At 51.6% G+C, this 18747-nt stretch carries 17 protein-coding genes; 8 read left to right on the forward strand and 9 right to left on the reverse strand.

Annotated features, from left to right (window positions below):
- Window positions 1–12 precede the first annotated feature (12 nt).
- Together glnE and EDI28_RS18705 are read right to left on the reverse strand one after the other, a co-directional pair.
- The gene (gene glnE / locus EDI28_RS18700) at window positions 13–2871 is read right to left on the reverse strand and encodes a bifunctional [glutamate--ammonia ligase]-adenylyl-L-tyrosine phosphorylase/[glutamate--ammonia-ligase] adenylyltransferase (protein ID WP_128785484.1); all 2859 of its coding nucleotides are present in this window, start codon (window positions 2869–2871) and stop codon (window positions 13–15) included.
- Window positions 2872–3024: 153 nt separating this feature from the next.
- Window positions 3025–4626, reverse strand: coding sequence for a methyl-accepting chemotaxis protein (locus EDI28_RS18705; RefSeq protein ID WP_128785412.1), 1602 nt, complete (start codon window positions 4624–4626; stop codon window positions 3025–3027).
- A gap of 201 nt (window positions 4627–4827) precedes the next feature.
- On the opposite strand from EDI28_RS18705, the gene EDI28_RS18710 reads away from it, so the two are divergent.
- The gene (locus EDI28_RS18710) at window positions 4828–5643 is read left to right on the forward strand and encodes a potassium channel family protein (protein WP_128785485.1); all 816 of its coding nucleotides are present in this window, start codon (window positions 4828–4830) and stop codon (window positions 5641–5643) included.
- A gap of 50 nt (window positions 5644–5693) precedes the next feature.
- On the opposite strand, the gene EDI28_RS18715 is transcribed toward EDI28_RS18710, so the two are convergent.
- The gene (locus EDI28_RS18715) at window positions 5694–7208 is read right to left on the reverse strand and encodes a CYTH and CHAD domain-containing protein (RefSeq protein WP_128785413.1); all 1515 of its coding nucleotides are present in this window, start codon (window positions 7206–7208) and stop codon (window positions 5694–5696) included.
- Window positions 7209–7392: 184 nt separating this feature from the next.
- Between EDI28_RS18715 and EDI28_RS18720 the strand changes: the two genes are divergently transcribed.
- From EDI28_RS18720 to EDI28_RS18730, 3 genes are all read left to right on the forward strand, one after another.
- Window positions 7393–8073, forward strand: a complete 681-nt coding sequence (locus tag EDI28_RS18720; protein ID WP_128785414.1) for a TIGR00153 family protein — start codon at window positions 7393–7395, stop codon at window positions 8071–8073.
- 33 nt (window positions 8074–8106) lie between these two features.
- On the forward strand, window positions 8107–9375 hold the full coding sequence (locus tag EDI28_RS18725) for an inorganic phosphate transporter (RefSeq protein ID WP_128785415.1): 1269 nt from the start codon (window positions 8107–8109) through the stop codon (window positions 9373–9375).
- A gap of 114 nt (window positions 9376–9489) precedes the next feature.
- A complete protein-coding gene (locus tag EDI28_RS18730; RefSeq protein WP_128785416.1) occupies window positions 9490–10107 on the forward strand; it encodes a TIGR04211 family SH3 domain-containing protein in 618 nt (205 codons plus the stop codon).
- 97 nt (window positions 10108–10204) lie between these two features.
- Here the strand turns inward: EDI28_RS18730 and EDI28_RS18735 are convergent, their stop codons facing one another.
- Together EDI28_RS18735 and EDI28_RS18740 are read right to left on the reverse strand one after the other, a co-directional pair.
- On the reverse strand, window positions 10205–11104 hold the full coding sequence (locus EDI28_RS18735) for a general secretion pathway protein GspB (protein ID WP_128785417.1): 900 nt from the start codon (window positions 11102–11104) through the stop codon (window positions 10205–10207).
- Complete coding sequence (locus EDI28_RS18740; RefSeq protein ID WP_128785418.1) at window positions 11104–12777, reverse strand: ExeA family protein; 1674 nt, start codon at window positions 12775–12777, stop codon at window positions 11104–11106. The genes EDI28_RS18735 and EDI28_RS18740 overlap by 1 nt, the downstream gene beginning before the upstream one ends.
- A 165-nt stretch (window positions 12778–12942) precedes the next feature.
- Here EDI28_RS18740 and EDI28_RS18745 point away from each other — a divergent pair, with 165 nt between their 5' ends.
- On the forward strand, window positions 12943–14169 hold the full coding sequence (locus tag EDI28_RS18745; protein WP_128785419.1) for a multifunctional CCA addition/repair protein: 1227 nt from the start codon (window positions 12943–12945) through the stop codon (window positions 14167–14169).
- Between the two features lie 76 nt (window positions 14170–14245).
- Here the strand turns inward: EDI28_RS18745 and EDI28_RS18750 are convergent, their stop codons facing one another.
- The 3 genes from EDI28_RS18750 to folB are packed head-to-tail and all read right to left on the reverse strand — an operon-like array spanning window position 14246 to window position 15895.
- A complete protein-coding gene (locus EDI28_RS18750) occupies window positions 14246–15049 on the reverse strand; it encodes an undecaprenyl-diphosphate phosphatase (RefSeq protein ID WP_128785420.1) in 804 nt (267 codons plus the stop codon).
- Between the two features lie 10 nt (window positions 15050–15059).
- Entirely contained in the window at window positions 15060–15545 is a 486-nt protein-coding gene (gene folK, locus EDI28_RS18755) for a 2-amino-4-hydroxy-6-hydroxymethyldihydropteridine diphosphokinase (RefSeq protein ID WP_128785421.1), read from the reverse strand.
- Window positions 15542–15895: a dihydroneopterin aldolase gene (gene folB, locus EDI28_RS18760; protein ID WP_128785422.1), complete on the reverse strand. Its 354-nt coding sequence runs from the start codon at window positions 15893–15895 to the stop codon at window positions 15542–15544. The genes folK and folB overlap by 4 nt, the downstream gene beginning before the upstream one ends.
- Window positions 15896–16136: 241 nt before the next feature.
- On the opposite strand from folB, the gene plsY reads away from it, so the two are divergent.
- Entirely contained in the window at window positions 16137–16760 is a 624-nt protein-coding gene (gene plsY, locus EDI28_RS18765) for a glycerol-3-phosphate 1-O-acyltransferase PlsY (protein ID WP_128785423.1), read from the forward strand.
- 44 nt (window positions 16761–16804) lie between these two features.
- Here the strand turns inward: plsY and tsaD are convergent, their stop codons facing one another.
- Entirely contained in the window at window positions 16805–17824 is a 1020-nt protein-coding gene (gene tsaD / locus EDI28_RS18770) for a tRNA (adenosine(37)-N6)-threonylcarbamoyltransferase complex transferase subunit TsaD (protein WP_128785424.1), read from the reverse strand.
- A gap of 182 nt (window positions 17825–18006) precedes the next feature.
- Here tsaD and rpsU point away from each other — a divergent pair, with 182 nt between their 5' ends.
- The gene (rpsU, locus tag EDI28_RS18775; protein ID WP_005301411.1) at window positions 18007–18222 is read left to right on the forward strand and encodes a 30S ribosomal protein S21; all 216 of its coding nucleotides are present in this window, start codon (window positions 18007–18009) and stop codon (window positions 18220–18222) included.
- 27 nt (window positions 18223–18249) lie between these two features.
- Window positions 18250–18693, forward strand: a complete 444-nt coding sequence (locus EDI28_RS18780) for a GatB/YqeY domain-containing protein (protein ID WP_128785425.1) — start codon at window positions 18250–18252, stop codon at window positions 18691–18693.
- The last annotated feature ends 54 nt before the right edge of the window (window positions 18694–18747 follow it).

An 18747-nucleotide genomic window follows, 5' to 3' on the forward strand; every position in this document is an offset into this window, starting at 1 on the left:
GCTGTTTACCTTTCATCGCCTTTCCTGCTGAAGATAATGTTGCCAAATCTGCTGTACGACCTCACGCTCGGCAACAAATTGATCTTCAGTCACATAGGCCGATAGCCCCAACAAGTTAAGCCGATGAATTTCATCACGCATATGGCAATAAGCCTGCTTTAACGCCTGTGCCTCTTGAGTACTGAGGATCCCACATTCTGCCATGGTATCGAAAATGCGGACATTATCAGACCAACGCGTCAACGCCCGCTCGCCGCAGGCATGCTGCAATACCAGATACTGGGCAATAAACTCAATATCGGTGATCCCACCTTCATCTTGCTTGAGACCAAACATCCCGCTTTTTTTGCTACCGAGGTGCTCACGCATCTTATGACGCATCTCAACCACTTTCTGCTGCAGTACAGCCGTTTCGCGAGGCTGCATCAAAATAGTCTGCCGCACCTTGGCAAAACCCTGCTGCAGTGGTGTATCACCATATACCAACCGCGCCCTAACCAACGCCTGATGCTCCCAGGTCCAGGCTTCCTGCTGCTGATACTCGGCAAAGGCCTCCATGGTACTGACGAGCAAGCCGGATGCACCGGACGGACGAAGGCGCACATCCACTTCATATAACACGCCGGACGAGGTTCGGGTCGAGAACAGGTGCACAATCCGCTGCGCCAGTCTTAGATAAAACTGGCGGCCATCAATTTCTTTCTTTCCGGTGGTATAGACATCGGCCGGGCAGTCATGAAGAAAAACCAGATCGAGATCAGAACCATACCCGAGCTCCCAGCCACCGACCTTGCCGTAGCCCAATACCCCAAATCCTTTGCCGTCACGGTCTTGTAAGTGGGAAGGCTCGCCATATTTTTCGGCCATCTGAAGCCAGGCCTGGTTGACCACAGCCCCAATAATGGCTTCAGCAAGGAAGGTTAAGTGATCGCTGACTTTCATCAGCGGCAGCGCACCGGCAATATCGGCTGCGGCAATACGCAGCAACTGCGCCTGCTTGAACTGTCGGATAGCCTCCATCTGCTGCTCCATATCTTCTTCCGGGATCCGGGCAAGATACTCGCGCAGTTCATCCTGGTATTGGTCCAGTGGTGTCGGATTATAGAGATGCTGGGGATCCAACAGTTCATCAAGCAAAATAGGGTACTGGGTTAGCTGCTCGGCCACCATCGGGCTCGCTGCGCACAGGCGCACCAGCTGATCCAGTGCTGCCGGATGCTCGCTCAGTAGCTCAAGGTAGGTCGTCCGGGTCGCGACCCGAACAATCAGTTTCGTAACCCGACCCAATACCTGCGCGGCATCCGGACGACAAACTATCCGTGACAGTACCTCCGGCATCAGCTTTGCCAGCACCTCTCTGCCACGAGGACCTAATGTACGCTTGGATAATTCCGCCTTCATGCCCAATAAGGTGCTGGCCTGACTTGCGCCTTCCGGTGCCGCCAATTCGTCAAGAATACTGAGCAGTACCTCCTCATTCTTCACCATTGCCCACATCTCATGATATTGGGTGCCAGCGGCTGACTGCACCTCTTCATCTTCGGTGCCGATAATGTTTTCAAACACCTGGTGAATAGCATCCATATGCCCGTTGGTTGCGGCCTGCAGGGCCGGCCAGTCGGCATACCCCATCGCATAGGCCAGGCGGTGCTGATCCAGCGGTTTGTCCGGCAGAGTCTGGGTCTGCTTGTCATCGATAGCCTGCAGCAAATTTTCCAGCTTGCGCAAAAAGCAGTACCCCTGCTCCAGATCGGTTACCTGTGCTTTCGGCAGCAGAGCCAGCTGCTTCATCGCCGTCAACGTTTTGAGCAACCCGCGATGACGTAGGCTAGGTTCCCGGCCACCACGGATCAGCTGGAATGACTGGGCAATAAACTCTACTTCGCGGATCCCGCCGGCTCCAAGCTTGATGTTGTTGTTCAGCCCTCGGCGGCGGACCTCACTGCTGATCATCGACTTCATTCGCCGTAACGACTGGATCGCACTGAAATCAATATAGCGACGGAACACAAAAGGTCGCAGCATCTGACGCAGCTCCTGATACTGGCTGAAGCTTTCACGCCCCATCACCCGCGCTTTGATCATCGCGTAGCGTTCCCAGTCTCGTCCTTGCTCCTGGTAATAGTCTTCCAGTGCCGCATAACTCATCACCAAAGGACCACTGTCGCCAAACGGCCGCAAACGCATATCAACCCGATAGCAGAAGCCATCGTAAGTCTGCTGATCCAGCGCCTTGATCAATCGCTGCCCCAGCCGGGTAAAGAACTGGGCATTAGCCAAACTGCGTCGTCCCCCCTGGGTTTCTCCGTTCTCCGGATAGGTAAAGATCAGATCAATATCCGAGGAAAAATTCAGTTCACCGCCACCGAGCTTGCCCATCCCGAGGATCAGCATTGGCTGCGCCTCTCCCTGCGCGTTCATAGGAGTCCCCCATTCCTTGCAGCATTGGGCATACAGCCAATTGTAGGCTTCCATCATCAAGGCTTCGGCCAGCAGGGACAGGTGTTGCAGGCTCTGGGGCAGAGATGCCTTGCCGGTAAAATCTCGCCAGGCAATCCAAACCATCTCCTGACGGCGAAAAGCCCGAAGCTGGCGCATCAGGCTGTTTTCATCCGTTGCGGCAGATAGCTTGTCGGCCAACTGCTGACGGTACTGACTCACATGTTCTTTATCATCAACATGCTCTGCAAGCCAAGGTAGTAACTGGCTATCCCGTATGATTGAGGCGGAAACAAAGTCACTACAGCCAAGCACCTGCCGCAATTCCTGCAGGCGTTCTGCCGGCCACTGGGCCAATTGTTCAGGATGGGCATGCTGAATTTTTTCGACGGCCTTGTCGGCAGCGGCAATCAGTGGGGCTGGCTGGGTCATTGCGATTCCTTTATTCAATTCCCCGGCAAAGCGGGTTGGCTCTCGGGAGTAAAGCTGTATTAGCAGTAACATAGCACAACGCCCACTAGTTAGCGGGCGTTGTCGGCTATCCAAGTCACGTTCCGAGAACGTTGCTGTCGTTATATTCGGTAGTTAGACATGGAATGCCTGGATCTTGCCTTCCAGCTCTGTTGCATGATTCTGCATTGTGTCCGACGTTTCCGACAGCTCCGTTACCACCACAACCGAAGCTTCGACAAGTTCGCGCACGTTGGTCAGGTTCTGGTTCATTTCATCGGCCACGGAACTCTGCTGCTCGGCTGCAGATGCTATCTGGAAGTTCATATCATTAAGCCGCTGAACCTGATCGACAATCTTATCCAGCTCACCGCCGGCGTTGGTAACAAGTTCAACCCCTTCGGCCGCTTCCACCACGCTCTGCTCCATCAGGCCGACAGCCTGCTGGGCACTATTTTGCAGCAACGAGATCATCTCCTGGATCTCAACCGTCGCCTGCTGGGTACGCTGGGCCAGATTTCGCACTTCATCGGCAACAACAGCAAAACCACGGCCTGCATCACCGGCGCGGGCAGCCTCGATGGCTGCGTTAAGTGCCAATAGGTTCGTCTGCTCGGAAATACTCTGAATGGTAACAATCACACTGCCAATTTGATCAACGCGCTCCTCAACCTGGCTAACGGCGTTTGCCGACTGGCTGATATCCTGAGACAGCTGATTGATTGTACCAATCGTCCGAGAGACAAACTGCTGCCCCTGGCTCGCCTGCTCTGAGGTTCCCTCGGTGGCATTCGATGCTTCGCGTGCATGATCCGCGACAGTCTGGACCGTCGACGTCATCTCGCTCATCGCCGAGGCCAGCTGGTCAATTTCATTGAATTCTTCCTGCGCTGACTCCTTGGTCTCCATCATGCTAATCGACATCACTTCGGCCAACCCTGAGAGCTCTGAGGCAGCATCTCGCTGACTGCGGATCACATCATGCAATTGAGTCCGGGTCTTCTCCAGCTCGCGAGCCAGGTCGCCGTACTCGTCACGACACTCCATCTCAATAGGCTGTGACAAATTACGAGCAGCAAGCAGCTGGATATTGTCGGCAAGGTAGTGGGTCTGGCGCAGCATGACGCTAGAGCCACTCAGCAGGATCACCACAAAGGCGACAATCATCAACGCCGTCTGCCAGACGACCTGTAGCAGATAGTCACTGTAATACGCTTCGGCCTCAGAAGCTGACTGCGAGGCAACAACTAGCCAGTTCCACTGTGGCAGCTCGACAGCATATTCAAAACGTTCCTGGTTATCGAATGCCAAGCGACCCGCACCTGAAAATTGATTCAGAAAGCCGGATAGACTATTGCCGTTTTCCATCACAGCAGTCAGCTCGTTGACTGCTCGCGCTTGCGGGTGCCCCAATAACCTGCCGCTATCACGCTCGACAAGATACAGGTACGCCCCTGGATTCCAACTGCTGGCCTGGGCATCGATTGCTTGTTCCGCCAGTGCTTTCCCTGCCTCGCCCTGAGACAAAAATGTTGTCAGCATTGCCGCATTGGCTTCAGCAAGCTCCTGAGAATGATCCTGCTGAATACCAACAACCGACTGATAAAAGGCACTTGCATCCCACAACTGCTTTCCGATCAGCAAAACGGTACTGAATACCATCAACAGCACCAGCTTCGGCACCAGCCGAATATTGGTCAGGCCCTTTTCCCAGGGTTTAAAAACCATCTTTGCCATTTGGAATCTCCATATTAATAAGTACGCTAGCCCCAAAAATGATGATTACTTACCGTAGGGAAATAATCGTTCTGGGTGCCATCGCTTTGAGTAATGGCTCACGTCCAAACTACCCACCCCGCAGTTGGCTATGATTTATTTTTAAGCTCAAAACAATAACTGATATTCTATAGGTCGGCAGGTAATTGCGAAAATTTAATGATGAAAAAGATCGACGCGGTCAAACATGAACTGAATCCTATGAGCCTGATGGCCCTAATCTTATCCTTCATGTCGCTTGCCGTTGTGACAAGCTTAATATTTATTCCGCAAACAGACCGGGTTTACACTCTGTTTGTGGGAATTGATACCTTCATCTGTTTGCTCTTCTGGTGCCAGTTACTAACCGATTTGGCCCGCAGCAACAGCAAAATAAATTATCTCAAACACCACTGGCCCGACTTCATTGCCAGCATTCCTGTTATTGAAGCACTTCGCTTTGCCCGTATTGTCCAAATTTTCCGTGTGATCCGCCTACTCCGGTCCAGTCATCACATTATCAACAACATTCGCAACAACCGCCGCGAGGCCACCGTTGCCACAATTTTCCTGTTGTTGACCGTGCTGGTTACCGTCGGCTCGGCAATGATACTGATGCTGGAGAGCAATGACCCTGAATCCAACATTCATTCTGCAGGCGATGCGCTATGGTGGGTTTTCGTTACTATCTCGACGGTGGGCTATGGTGATCATTATCCGGTAACAACGCTCGGGAAAATGCTGGCGGCAGTGATTATTCTTTGCGGTGTCGGTTTATTTGGAATGGTAGCGGGTTTGGTCAGCGCCATTATTTCGGATCCGACCAAGAAAAAAGAACTGGATGCCCGCCGGCACGAGAAAGAGTGGCAACAGATGCTAGACAACCAGCAACGACTTCTCGAACGTCTCGCTCAGCTCGAACAACGGCTACCCAGAGAGGAAAATGAAAACGCCGAGAGAACAAAATGCTCCGAGAAAACGACAAACGCCCCGCAATAGCAGGGCGTTTACAGACATTTATCCTATATACCAAACTGCATATCAACGTACTATGGCCAGTATGGCGCTAGCTCAATCCCTATCTGGCGGGTCTGATCCATAGCATGAAGCAGTGACTCTTCCTTGCGATTCAGCCACTTTTCAATTTGGCGTCGGTCTTCGTCTTCAGGCTGATCCAGTAGTAGCCTGATTGGCTCTAGTTGTCTAAGATCTTCCATACCGCGCAATAAATCCAGCCACGGCATTCTAAAGCCCGCACGCTTCTCTTCATCGTACAACTCGGCGAAACAGAGACCACTCATCAGGTTACGAATCAGGCGAGGCTGCTGATCAAGGTAATCAACCCGACTCAGCTGACGTTCAGCCGGAAACACATCGGCCAATTCTTCCCAAGACCGAGTCAGTAAATTATCGGAGAATGACTTGATATCACCAGCCAAACGTTCGCGAGATTTGTCATCAAGGAATGGCTGCCAACCCCGGCTCAAAATCCAGCGACTGAGATCAAGCAGCAGGCCACAATAACGGGAAGACTCCAACAGCTGCATCAGTTCGTCAACGTCAGGCAATGCTTGCTGTCGCGCCTGTAGCTGCTTCATCAGATCCTTGCGCGCATTCAGCTTCTTCAGAATATGGCCTTTGTCTGCCAGCAACTGTTCAATGCTGGCAAATTCTTCCAGCCAATCCAACTCGCCTTCCAACCATTGTAATTCCTGGCGCACCAATGCGCTGGCACGACGCGGGATCATCCCACCAAACATCACCAATGCCTGGCGAATAAGGCCCAGCGCCTGATGGATCTGGTAGAGGGCAGGTAGCTCCTGGCGTTCCGCAAAAATTTGCTCGTGGTAATGCCAATGTTCGAGCGCATGCTCTAGGGTTTTGACAAACACCGTCTCGACACTTTCAGCAGGCTGAACCGGAACAAACGATAGCGGTTTGACTTGGTCGCCCTGATAGTTCGCAGCCAGACGATAACCACGGGCCGCCTTGCTCAGATTGCCTAGGCGCATACCGCCTTCGGCGCACAATTCGCGGGCGAGCGTAAACAACGCATCCGTCTGACCAGATTTGAGTTCCAGCTCCACTTCGCAAATCGGGCTGGTTTGCCCGTTGGCACTCACTTCGCCCTGATCAAAAGCCAATTCAATCTGACTACCGTCAGGCATTGCGACAAGCCATTGCTGGCGTTGAAAATCAGTAGAGAATAGCGGGGCAAGCTGCTGCTGTACGCCAGCAACATTCATACTCTCCGGCCAGGCATCAGCAGGATGCAGGGAGAGATCAGGATCAGTTCCATTGATTTCAGCATTGTATTCCGGACGCTGGTGCAATCCTGCTACCACTCGCCCTGCTGTTTTCAAGGTTTGAACAAACACGTCATCAAAACGACGGACCCGTAGGCCGATATCGTGCAGGCGAAGAATTTGGCCTGGGGTGTCGAAGTAGACATTGCCTAACATCCGACTACTTTGCTGCAGAATTTTCGCGTCAGATATTTTGTGTAATAGTTGACTCGAAAATTCTGGTGAGACGAAAAACTTCAGTTCTATCTCGGTTTCCATAGTTATACCTATAAACAGTGGCAAACCAAGGATATTTGCAATTGCGCTCCGGGGCAAGCATGAAATATCGACAAAACCTTGATCAAAAATAGTTCCCCTATACTAACTTATACGTTAACATGCGCGCCTCTGTGACCATCGCTCAAGAATTAGCCTCTTTAGGCGCTCTTTAGGTTGTTCAGCTATGCCAGTAAATACAATTATGGGGCTCTTTGCTAAATCCCCAATCAAACCTCTGCAACGTCATGTTACTCGTGTAAATGAATGTTGCGAACTGCTTGTTCCTTTTTTCGAGGCATGTCATGCCGGAGATTGGGATAAAGCATCGAACTTACGTGAACAGATCTCGCAGCTTGAGAAAGATGCGGATGTGTTGAAGCGTGAGATCCGCCTTAAACTTCCTCGTGGTCTTTTCATGCCTGTCGATCGTACTGACATGCTAGGCCTTCTAACCCAACAGGATAAGCTTGCTAACCTGTCCAAAGATATCGCTGGTCGAGTCTTGGGGCGTCAGCTGCAAATTCCTACCACAATGTACCCGGATTTCGTTGCCTATGTTCAACGTTGCCTTGATGCAGCCAGTCAGGCCAGTCGTGTTATCAACGAGCTGGATGAGTTGCTGGAAACAGGCTTCAAGGGCAGAGAAGTGACCCTGGTTGCTGAAATGATTAATCAGCTTGATGTCATCGAAGATGATACCGACACCCTGCAGATTCAATTACGTCAACAGCTAATGTCCATCGAAGACCAATACAGTCCGGTGGATGTCATGTTCCTGTACAAAATTCTCGAGTGGATTGGCGGTATCGCTGATCAGGCACAACGTGTCGGCTCGCGATTAGAAATCATGCTATCGCGTTCTTAAATAAAGAGAATGTAACAAAAACAAGGTTTTACAATGGAAATCCTGGCTAACTACGGCACCATTCTTATTTTGGTGGCGGCTATCTTTGGTCTTTTGATGGCGATTGGTATTGGTGCAAATGATGTTGCCAATGCTATGGGTACTTCAGTAGGTTCGAAAGCGCTAACGGTAAAACAAGCAATCATCATTGCGATGATTTTTGAATTTGCCGGGGCATACCTTGCAGGTGGTGAAGTAACAGATACCATCCGTAAAGGTGTTATCGACATGTCATTCTATGCCGAACAACCAGAAGTTTTAGTTTACGGTATGATGTCTGCACTTCTTGCTGCAGGAACATGGCTCTTGCTCGCCTCTTATATGGGTTGGCCTGTATCAACAACACATTCAATCATCGGTGCAATCATCGGGTTTGCCTGTGTCTCTGTGGGTACAGAAGCGGTGTCTTGGTCTTCAGTACAAGGTATTGTCGGTAGCTGGCTTATCACCCCGCTGATTTCCGGCTTCTTTGCCTACCTGATCTTTATCAGCGCCCAACGTTTAATCTTTGATACTGATAACCCCTTGGTGAATGCCAAACGTTTCGTACCTATTTATATGTTTATCACAGCGATGGTCATTGCCTTGGTAACTATCAAGAAAGGTCTGAAGCACGTCGGTTTTCACCTAACTAGTGGTGAAGCATGGATGGCATCACTGATTGTATCTACTGTTGTTATGATTTTTGGTTATATCTATATCAGCAAGAAATATACCGATGATGGCAGCTCTGTTGATAGCAACGGTTATGCGGGTGTTGAACGCGTATTTAGCCTGCTAATGGTTGTAACAGCCTGTGCAATGGCATTTGCCCACGGCTCTAATGACGTTGCTAACGCCATTGGGCCTCTTTCAGCCGTTGTTTCTACGGTTGAGCATATGGGCCAGCTTACGGCGAAAAGTAGTATCGCATGGTGGATCCTTCCACTCGGCGGCATCGGTATCGTCATTGGCCTGGCTACAATGGGTCATAAAGTTATGGCGACAGTCGGTACGGGGATTACGGAACTCACTCCAAGTCGAGGCTTTGCTGCTCAGCTAGCAACAGCATCAACAGTGGTACTGGCTTCTGGTACCGGCTTACCTATTTCAACTACCCAAACATTGGTGGGTGGTGTGATCGGTGTTGCTTTTGCACGTGGTATTGCGGCTCTAAACTTAGGCGTGGTTCGTAACATTGTTGCCTCATGGGTCGTAACCCTTCCAGCCGGGGCATTACTTGCTGTCATTTTCTTCTACATGATGCAAGCAGTCTTTGGTTAAAAGTGGTACAGGTTCAAAAGAGGGAGGCTTTGCCTCCCTCTTTTCTTGCACCCGAGGCACAAAGTTTTTAATATTTGTGCTCTTAAAGAATACAGGCTCCTCAAGGATCTTATTGTGAAGCATCTAATCAGCATCTTATTACTCGCTTGCGCCGTGGTTACTATCCCTGCGAAAGCCGAGCAGGTTCGTTATATTTCTGACGATCTGTTCACCTACATGCACCGTGGTCCAAGTACACAGTTCCGTATTATGGGCAGTATCAACGCCGGCACCAAAGTCACCTTGCTTGAAACCAATAAAGAAAATGGCTTTAGCAAAGTTACCGACAGTCGCGGACGTACCGGTTGGATTAACTCTGATTTTATTTCTCGTCAGGTCGGTCTGAAAGAGCGCGTACCTGCGCTTGAAAAAGAGCTCACAGAAGTGAAAGCTGCACTGGCTGATGCGCAGCTATCCGGCGATGAAAAGACCAAAAACCTGCAAAGCTCACTGCAAATGCGAACCGAGCAAATTACTGATCTGGAGTTGCAAAATAGCCAGCTCAACGAGCAGCTGATGACGTCTCAGACAGAAATCCGTGAACTGCGCGCCAAGATTGATACCCAGAAAGATGACTTGCTGATGAAGTGGTTCACTTACGGCGGTATGGTTGCTGGCGCAGGCTTGTTGTTTGGCTTGATCCTGCCGCATCTGATCCCCCGCCGTCGCAAGCGCAATAACGGCTGGGCGTAAAGCTTAAGAATTGGTATCGATAATTCAGATAATATGATGGCAGCCGATGGCTGCCATTTTTCTATCGTTCTGTTCAGTAATATCTCGATTAGCTAGCTCACCACTCAGATAGTGCGGGCATCTCGACAAGATAAGACTCAAAATCGAAAACAACCTGCCTCGGCTCAATTCTGCGCAGAACTACGCCCGGCGCAATCTCGTCCCCTTCATAAGCCTCGCGACCATTCACTTTCACCCAGCGGCTATTAGCGGTCGATGAATAAATATGAGTTTCGAAATTGAGTGGTGGGATCCGGTTTTGTACCGAAGCGGGCAACTCGCCGAGTGCCACAGCCTCAATGATCGGCTCAAGTCGTTTCTCGGGCTCAGGCGGTATATCAACCGGTAGGGTGTCAGTGGCTGCTATCGCTGATTTCAGCTGCTCTGCGAGCAATGGTGGTAGTTCCGAATAATCGAGCCCATCCAGCCCCCATTCCGTCTCTGTCGGCTGAGAAGAGATAACTCTGGTGTCACCCTCGAGTTCTGCCGGGAGCCTTGCTGTCGACGGAGAGGCTACGGTTCGACCAGCATGGCTGGCAAACTGGTGGTTCAGCGACGGTAGCGGCTCGGTCCGCAACTCAGGATAAGACAAGAAACGTATCTGCGACATCCCCTCGCCCAGAACCTGCGGAGCGCTTTGGGGCATGTCTGCTACAGGTACCGTTGTTACCGAAATGCTAGTTACCGGCTCAACCTTTTCGATAGCCTCAACCGCAGCCGTATCAGTCACGGTAGTGACCTTGCCTGACGCAACGCTAGATGTCGAGTGCTGCTGGGTCTGACTGTACTGGCTATATACCAGAGTACAAACCACCGGGGTCATCACCAGCACGGCGGGCAGCAGCCAAGACGGCAAACGGCGAGGCGCCGCAACTTGACGAGTCGGTCGGCCCATCAACGACGGCTGAAACTGGTTTTGCTGATCTGACTGCGCAATAGCATTGAGCAAATTGGACATTAACTTCTCTCCGGTTGCAGCGTCGGTCCCGGCAAGTTCAGCGCCGAATCAATGACCATAAGGGTTCTAGGTCCGGCAATACCGTCCGCGGTCAGATCCTGTGCCCGCTGGAAGCGACGGAGCTTATCCAGCAGCACCTGATCAAAATGATCGTCCTGAGTGATGTTTTCTCCCAGCAATAAACTCAGCTGCTGATTCAACCACATCACTCTTGGCCCTTGCTGGCCGTAGCGAATCGTTGTTTTATCACCCAGCGGCGGCCGCCATAGCAGGGTATATGCCTGCTGCCAGCGATGCTCTAGCCAGTCATAACTTACCGCTATACGCTCCTCACCCAGCAACAGCTCAACACTGTCCTTGTCCAAGGCATACACCACGGCATAGAAAAGCGGCTTTCCCTCTTCCTGCAGCGGTACGATAACCGGCCGGTTGATAATACTGAGCTGCTCCAAATTGACTTTTCCCTGGTGACAGCTCAATTCAACCCGCTGGCTCGTCTCACAGTTAGCCTGATTCAAGCGGGTCTCATATCCCCATAACCGGTAGAGGGTTTGCATAGCCTGTCGTTCAGAGCGGCTCTGTTCCATCAATAACTGCCACTTTGCCGCCAAGTCGACCACTTCCGGTTTGGCTTCAACTACTGGCGCGGAAGCGACAGCAACCACAACTGGTGGTTCTGCCTTCGTGGCAGAAGATTGAACTTCCGGTACAGAAGGGGCCACCACTACCGACGCCGGGCGTAACCCCTGCCAATACCAGAGACCAACAGATAACACGCCTCCTAGCATCAGGGCACTTCCCCATAGCGCTGCCCGACTGCCATAACCACTGGCAGCTCGCGTATTTACCCTATCAGACGTTGGCAACTGCCAGCTAAGCACGTCATCACATGCCAGGCTGACAATCGTCTTGTTAACCTGGTGCGTTGCCTGCTGGCACGCCAGCAGCATGGCTTTGTCACATACCAAATTGATCAGGCGCGGGATCCCACTCGTCGCCTTGGCAATTTGGCGTGTCAGCGCAGGATCGAAGACGCTATACAGGCAATTAACCGCTCTCAACCGGTAGTTAATATATTCATCGACTTCTTCAGCAGTTAGTGGCAACAAATGGTAGCGAGAGGTGATCCGCTGCGCCAACTGCCGTAACCGCTCCTGTTGCAACAGCTGCTGTAGCTCTGGCTGGCCAACCAGCACCACTTTCAGCAGCTTGAGGCTATCGGTTTCCAGGTTGGTCAATAACCGGAGTTGCTCCAGCACATCCGGCATCAGATGCTGGGCCTCATCGACCAGCAATAGCGTCTGCTTGCCTTCGCTATGGTTGGCAAGCAGATGGTGATAAATCCGGTCAGTCAGGATCTTGTAGCTGGCATCATGCGGGTAATCGACTCCCAGCTCGTCACAGATGGTGGCTAACAAATCATGGGCCGACAACGCCGGATTTAAGATGATTGCCACCTGGGTTTCCTGAGGAAGGCGGGATACCAGAGCCCGCAACACGGTGGTTTTCCCTGTCCCCACTTCCCCCGTCAGCAGCCCGAACCCTCCTCCCCCGGATAAGCTAGCCAGCATATGGGTTAATGCTTCCCTGTGGCGCTCGCTGAGATAGAGGAAGCGAGCGCTGGGTACAATTGAAAATGGGGATTCATCAATCCCGAAGAAATCCTTGTACATGCCTTATACTCTTGTTCCAGTTTAGAATGATGCTAGTTATTGATGATTAAATTACCTTTGCTACCCAAGATTGTATACCCTGATACGGTATTGAAGCGATCTATGATGCAAAGGATATCAGTACGATATCTCAAATTTGCTGTTGTTATACAAAAGGAGTGAAGCTTGCAGACCTATCTTGTGGGTGGCGCCGTTCGCGATGCGCTGCTGGGATTAACGGTAAAAGACAAAGACTGGGTCGTGGTGGGTGCTACTCCGCAGCAGATGATAGACCAGGGCTACAGCCAGGTAGGTAGTGATTTCCCGGTATTCCTTCACCCGAAGACCAAACAGGAGTTTGCTCTTGCCAGAACAGAACGAAAATCAGGCAAAGGGTATACCGGTTTCATCTGCCACTCCGCACCGGATGTCACCCTCGAGCAGGATTTAATGCGCCGGGATCTCACCATCAATGCTATTGCCCAGGCCGATGACGGTACGCTCATTGACCCCTATAACGGTCAGCAAGATTTGCTAGACAAGCAACTGCGTCATGTCTCATCCGCCTTTGTCGAAGACCCGTTACGGGTGCTTCGGGTCGCTCGCTTTGCTGCCCGCTTCGCCCATTTGGGCTTTACCGTTGCACCGGAAACTCTCGCACTGATGCAGGATATGGTCGTGGCCGGCGAGCTTACGGCCCTTACCCCTGAGCGGGTCTGGAAAGAGTGGGAAAAATCCCTGTCGTCCGAAAACCCGGAGATCTTTCTCAAGGTTTTACGCCAGTGCGGTGCGCTTGGCATTATCATGCCAGAAATAGACGCGCTCTTTGGAGTGCCGCAACCCGAGAAATGGCACCCGGAAATCGATACCGGACTTCACACGCTTCTGGTTACCGAGCAGGCCGCCAAGCTCAGTACAGATACCGCAGTTCGGTTTGCCGCCCAAGTGCATGACTTAGGTAAGGCTCTCACCCCGCCTGAAGAATGGCCTAGCCATAAGCTGCATTGCCAAACCGGCCTTAGAGCAATCAAAATTCTCTGCCAGCGGCTCCGAATACCCAATGAATATCGTGACGCTGCCTTGATGGTCTGCGCCCAGCATACCAAGATCCATCATGCCGAAGAGCTGCGACCTAGCACCTTCATCAAAATTTTTGACCAGATTGATGCCTGGCGCAAACCCGATCGCATCGAGCAACTGGCACTCTGCTGCCGGGCCGATGTCCGCGGACGGACGGGTCACGAAAACGATCCCTACCGCCAGGCCGACATTCTACAAGCCGCCTTTACGGCCGCCCGGACCGTCGCCGTCAAACCGATTGTCGATGCAGGGTTCACCGGCAAGGCAATCAAGGAACAACTGGCGCTACACCGTGCCGACGCGGTAAAGGAAAGCCTGGCGACACTCAGCTAGAACGCGATCAAAAAGCCCGGCATCACGCCGGGCTTTATTCAATTTCACTGATTCAACGACAAGGCCGTGATCTGTATTACTGGCTCAGCAGAAATGCAATCAGACCGGCTCCCAGCAACAAGCGATAAATCACAAACGGCAACATACCCAGGCGGGTGACCAGCTTCAGGAATACGTGAATACACGCATAGGCGCTGACAAACGACACGGCGAGCCCGATACCCAATGCACCAAACTCAATGGCTTCACCGCTGGTTACCAGTTTCGTCCCCAGATAACCACCAGCCAATACAATGATCGGAATCGACATCAGAAACGAAAAACGCGCAGCCGCCTCACGGGTAAAACCAAGATGAAGTGCCGCGGTCATGGTGGCACCCGAGCGAGAGGTGCCTGGGATCATTGCTGCCGCCTGAGCCAGGCCGATAAACAGCGAACGCTTCCAGTCAGCTTGATATTCATTGTTCTGCTGAGTGGCCCGGATATCGACCCACCATAGCAGCAGACCAAAAAAGATGGTTGTTGCCGCAATCACCCACGCCGAACGCAGATACAGCTCGATAATATCTTTCATGAACAGGCCAAAAATACAGGCAGGAATAGTGGCAAGCACAATCATCCAGGCCAGCTTGGCTTCGGCACAGCGTCGGCCCTGAAAGATAGAGCCAACCCAAGCGCCGAGCAGCGTAACGACTTCCTTGCGGAAATACAAAATCACCGCAGCCAGCGTACCGACATGTACTGCCACATCAAATGCCAGTCCCTGATCATCCCAGCCGAATACTTCAGAAGGCAAAATCAGGTGTGCCGAACTCGAAATCGGCAAAAACTCGGTCAACCCCTGGATAAGTGCCAACACAAAGGCTTCAAAATGACTCATTATTTGTCCTTTAACATGCAATGCGCTCTACAGGCCATAATGCCTGAGAGTGTTCAAAAGAGTGCCATAACTGAGCTATGGTTCGTCCGTCACCCGGAACAGCCTGTTCCGGACACAGCTCCATCATCGGCAGTAATACAAAGGCGAACTTATACAAATCAGGCCGAGGCAGTACCGGAGTTGCATCCTGTACAACGTCACCAAACAACAAGATATCGAGATCGAGAGTCCGGCTCTGATTTTTTTGGGCATCAGGTGCCCGACCATACTGCAGCTCAAGCTGCTTTAGGGTCTGCTGCAGCCTATCAAGTGGCAATGACGTATCGATAGCAGCAACGCAGTTATAAAAGTTTGGCCCGCAGAACCCGACAGGCTCAGCTTCAAATATTTGTGAAACCCGAAAACCGGCTCCCAGCTTTTTCAGCTCAGTGATCGCGGCCTGAATGTGGTATTCACGCTCAATATTGGAACCAAGACTGATATAAGCAATGGTCACTTGCTGCCCCGTTCAATCAACACCCCAACACCACTGGCATTCGCCACTGCACCCGGCTTGGTTACCCTAACCCTGATCCACGGCACGGAAAACGTCGTCATGATCAGGCTTGCCACTTCCTCGGCAACACGCTCGACCAACAAGAAACGGCCGTTCTGGATATGTCCGGTCACGGCATCACTCACCGCAGCATAGTCCAGGGCATAGGCCACATCATCACTATTCGCGGCAGGGCGGTTATCATGCGCCATTTCCAAATCGAGCACGAGCTTCTGCTTAATAGTTTGTTCCCAGTCATACACCCCAATAGTGGCGATAACCTCAAGATGTTCGATAAATACTGAATCCATGTTCAATCGCTAATTTTGTTAGAGGTCGGATACCTAATTTGAGCAAAAACGCGTATTATCAGGTCGTAATCGTCAAAATTTATGACATTCATCCCTTGCTCGGCATTATGCCTTTGAGCAGGTCGCAAGCACTATACCACAGTCATTGTGCCAAAACGGAATGAAAGTCAGGGGTCAAACCTGAAGAAAGACGACGCCTTTTTCATAAGCAACTCTTTGTCACCAGCAACTGGAACTTTGCATGACACCACTCGCGCTTCTGATCATTATTGCCGCCTATCTGCTTGGCTCCATTTCAAGCGCCGTACTGATCTGCAGGCTGTACGGCCTGGAGGATCCTCGAGACAGCGGCTCTGGCAACCCGGGGGCAACCAACGTTCTGCGCCTTGGCGGACGCGGGGCGGCAGCCATGGTATTGGTATGCGATGTTCTCAAGGGGATGCTGCCAGTCTGGCTAAGTTATTTGATTGGGATAAATCCCTTTCTGCTCGGCATTATTGGCATCGCTGCCTGTCTCGGCCATATCTATCCGATTTTCTTCCATTTCCGTGGCGGGAAAGGGGTTGCTACGGCACTGGGGGCACTGGCGCCGATTGGCTGGGATCTCAGTGGTATGTTGATTGGAACCTGGCTGCTGACCGTCTTGATATCAGGCTACTCTTCACTCGGCGCGTTGATCACGGCGCTGGCAGCTCCGATGCTGACCTGGCTGGTCAAGCCTGAATACACAATGCCGGTATCCATGCTTTCTTGTCTGATTGTCCTTCGCCACCACGACAATGTTCGTCGTCTGCTGGACGGAAAGGAAAGCAAAATATGGACTAAATTCAGCCGCAATACCAAACACTCCGGCAACAACTCATAGAGCTATTCTCCGTCCTGCCTTGTTATTGCAGCTGATACACAGGCTTATTCGCTGATCGGTTTTAGCTGATCAATGGGCCAGCGTGGATGAGCCTTGACACTCAAGTCCATCGTTTCTTGGTTTTTCAGGCGCTGCATCCCCGCGTACGCAATCATCGCCCCGTTATCGGTGCAGAACTCAGTGCGAGGATAAAACACTTCACCCTTCATCCCGACCATCAATTTTTCCAATTCCTGGCGCAGGTACTTGTTCGCGCTAACACCACCGGCAATCACTAACCGCTTGAAGCCAGTTTGCTTCAGGGCACGCTTACATTTAATTGCCAGCGTGTCGACCACAGCTTCCTGGAAGGCAAAAGCAATATCCGCCCGCGTCTGATCGTCATCATCATTGGCTCTGATCGTATTGGCCGCGAAGGTTTTCAGTCCCGAGAAGCTGAAATCCAAGCCCGGGCGATCCGTCATTGGACGCGGAAACTTAAATCGTCCCGGCGTGCCATTTTCCGCCAGCCTCGACAGCAATGGGCCACCAGGATAATCCAGCCCCATCAGCTTGGCGGTTTTATCAAACGCCTCACCAGCGGCATCATCAACGGACTCACCGAGGATCTCGTACTCACCGATGCCTTTAACTTCAACCATCATGGTGTGGCCACCAGAAACCAGTAAAGCCACAAACGGGAATTCAGGAGGATTGTCTTCCAGCATCGGCGCCAGTAGGTGACCTTCCATATGATGAACCGCTACCGCGGGCAAATCCCATGCGTACGCCAAGCTACGGCCGATTGTCGCACCAACCAACAGGGCGCCGACCAAGCCCGGGCCTGCAGTGTACGCAACCCCGTCCAGATCGTCCGGCGTCAGCCCAGCATCAGCCAGTGCTTCCTTGATCAGTGGAATGGTCTTCTTTACATGATCACGAGAAGCCAGCTCAGGCACTACACCGCCGTAGTCCGCGTGCAGTTTTACCTGGCTGTAAAGTTCATGTGCCAAAAGGCCTTTTTCATCATCGAAAATTGCAACGCCTGTTTCGTCACAGGAGGTTTCGATGCCCAGTATACGCATAACAACCTCTATACTTATGGTAATTGGAGGCAATGTTACCGCCCTTGACAGAAATTAACCAGTTCAGGGTTGCAGAATGCTTTACAAATGCCCCCAGATCAGATTAGAATTTCGCACCATTTTTAATCAGCTGACACTTTTGAACGTCAGCGTTAACCGAATCACTCTGAGGTGAGTATTACATGCCAGTAATCAAAGTACGTGAAAACGAACCGTTCGACGTAGCACTACGTCGTTTCAAGCGCTCTTGCGAAAAAGCAGGTATCCTTTCTGAAGTACGTCGTCGTGAACACTTCGAAAAGCCTACTACTGTACGTAAGCGTGCGAAAGCAGCGGCAGTTAAGCGTCACCTGAAGAAATTGGCTCGCGAAAACGCGCGTCGCGTTCGTCTGTACTAATCTAGCGATTAACAGAAGGAACGCGTTATGACCCTGACAGAACGTCTTAAAGACGAACAAAAAACGGCGATGAAGGCAAGAAATAAGCCTCGTCTAGGTACTATCCGTTTAGTAATGGCTGCGATTAAGCAACGTGAAGTTGACGAAAAGATCACTCTTTCCGACGACGACGTGCTGGCAGTACTGACTAAAATGGTTAAGCAACGCCGTGATTCTGTCGCTCAATATGAAGCGGCAGGTCGCCAGGATCTTGCCGATGTTGAACTAGCTGAAATTTCAGTTCTGGAAGAGTTCTTGCCTCAACCGCTAAGCGACGACGAAGTTGCCGCGCTGCTGGATGATGCAATTGCTGCAACCGGTGCAACCAGCATGCAGGACATGGGCAAGCTGATGAGCGTACTGAAACCGCAAGTTCAGGGTCGTGCCGATATGGGTAAAGTTAGCCAGTTAGTGAAAGCGAAGCTTAGCTAAAACTAACCCAATTCTGCAACAAGCCGTGCTATCCATCTAGGAATGCGCGGCTTG

The organism is Photobacterium chitinilyticum (assembly GCF_004104355.1).
In the GTDB taxonomy this organism is placed as follows: Bacteria; Pseudomonadota; Gammaproteobacteria; order Enterobacterales; family Vibrionaceae; genus Photobacterium; species Photobacterium chitinilyticum.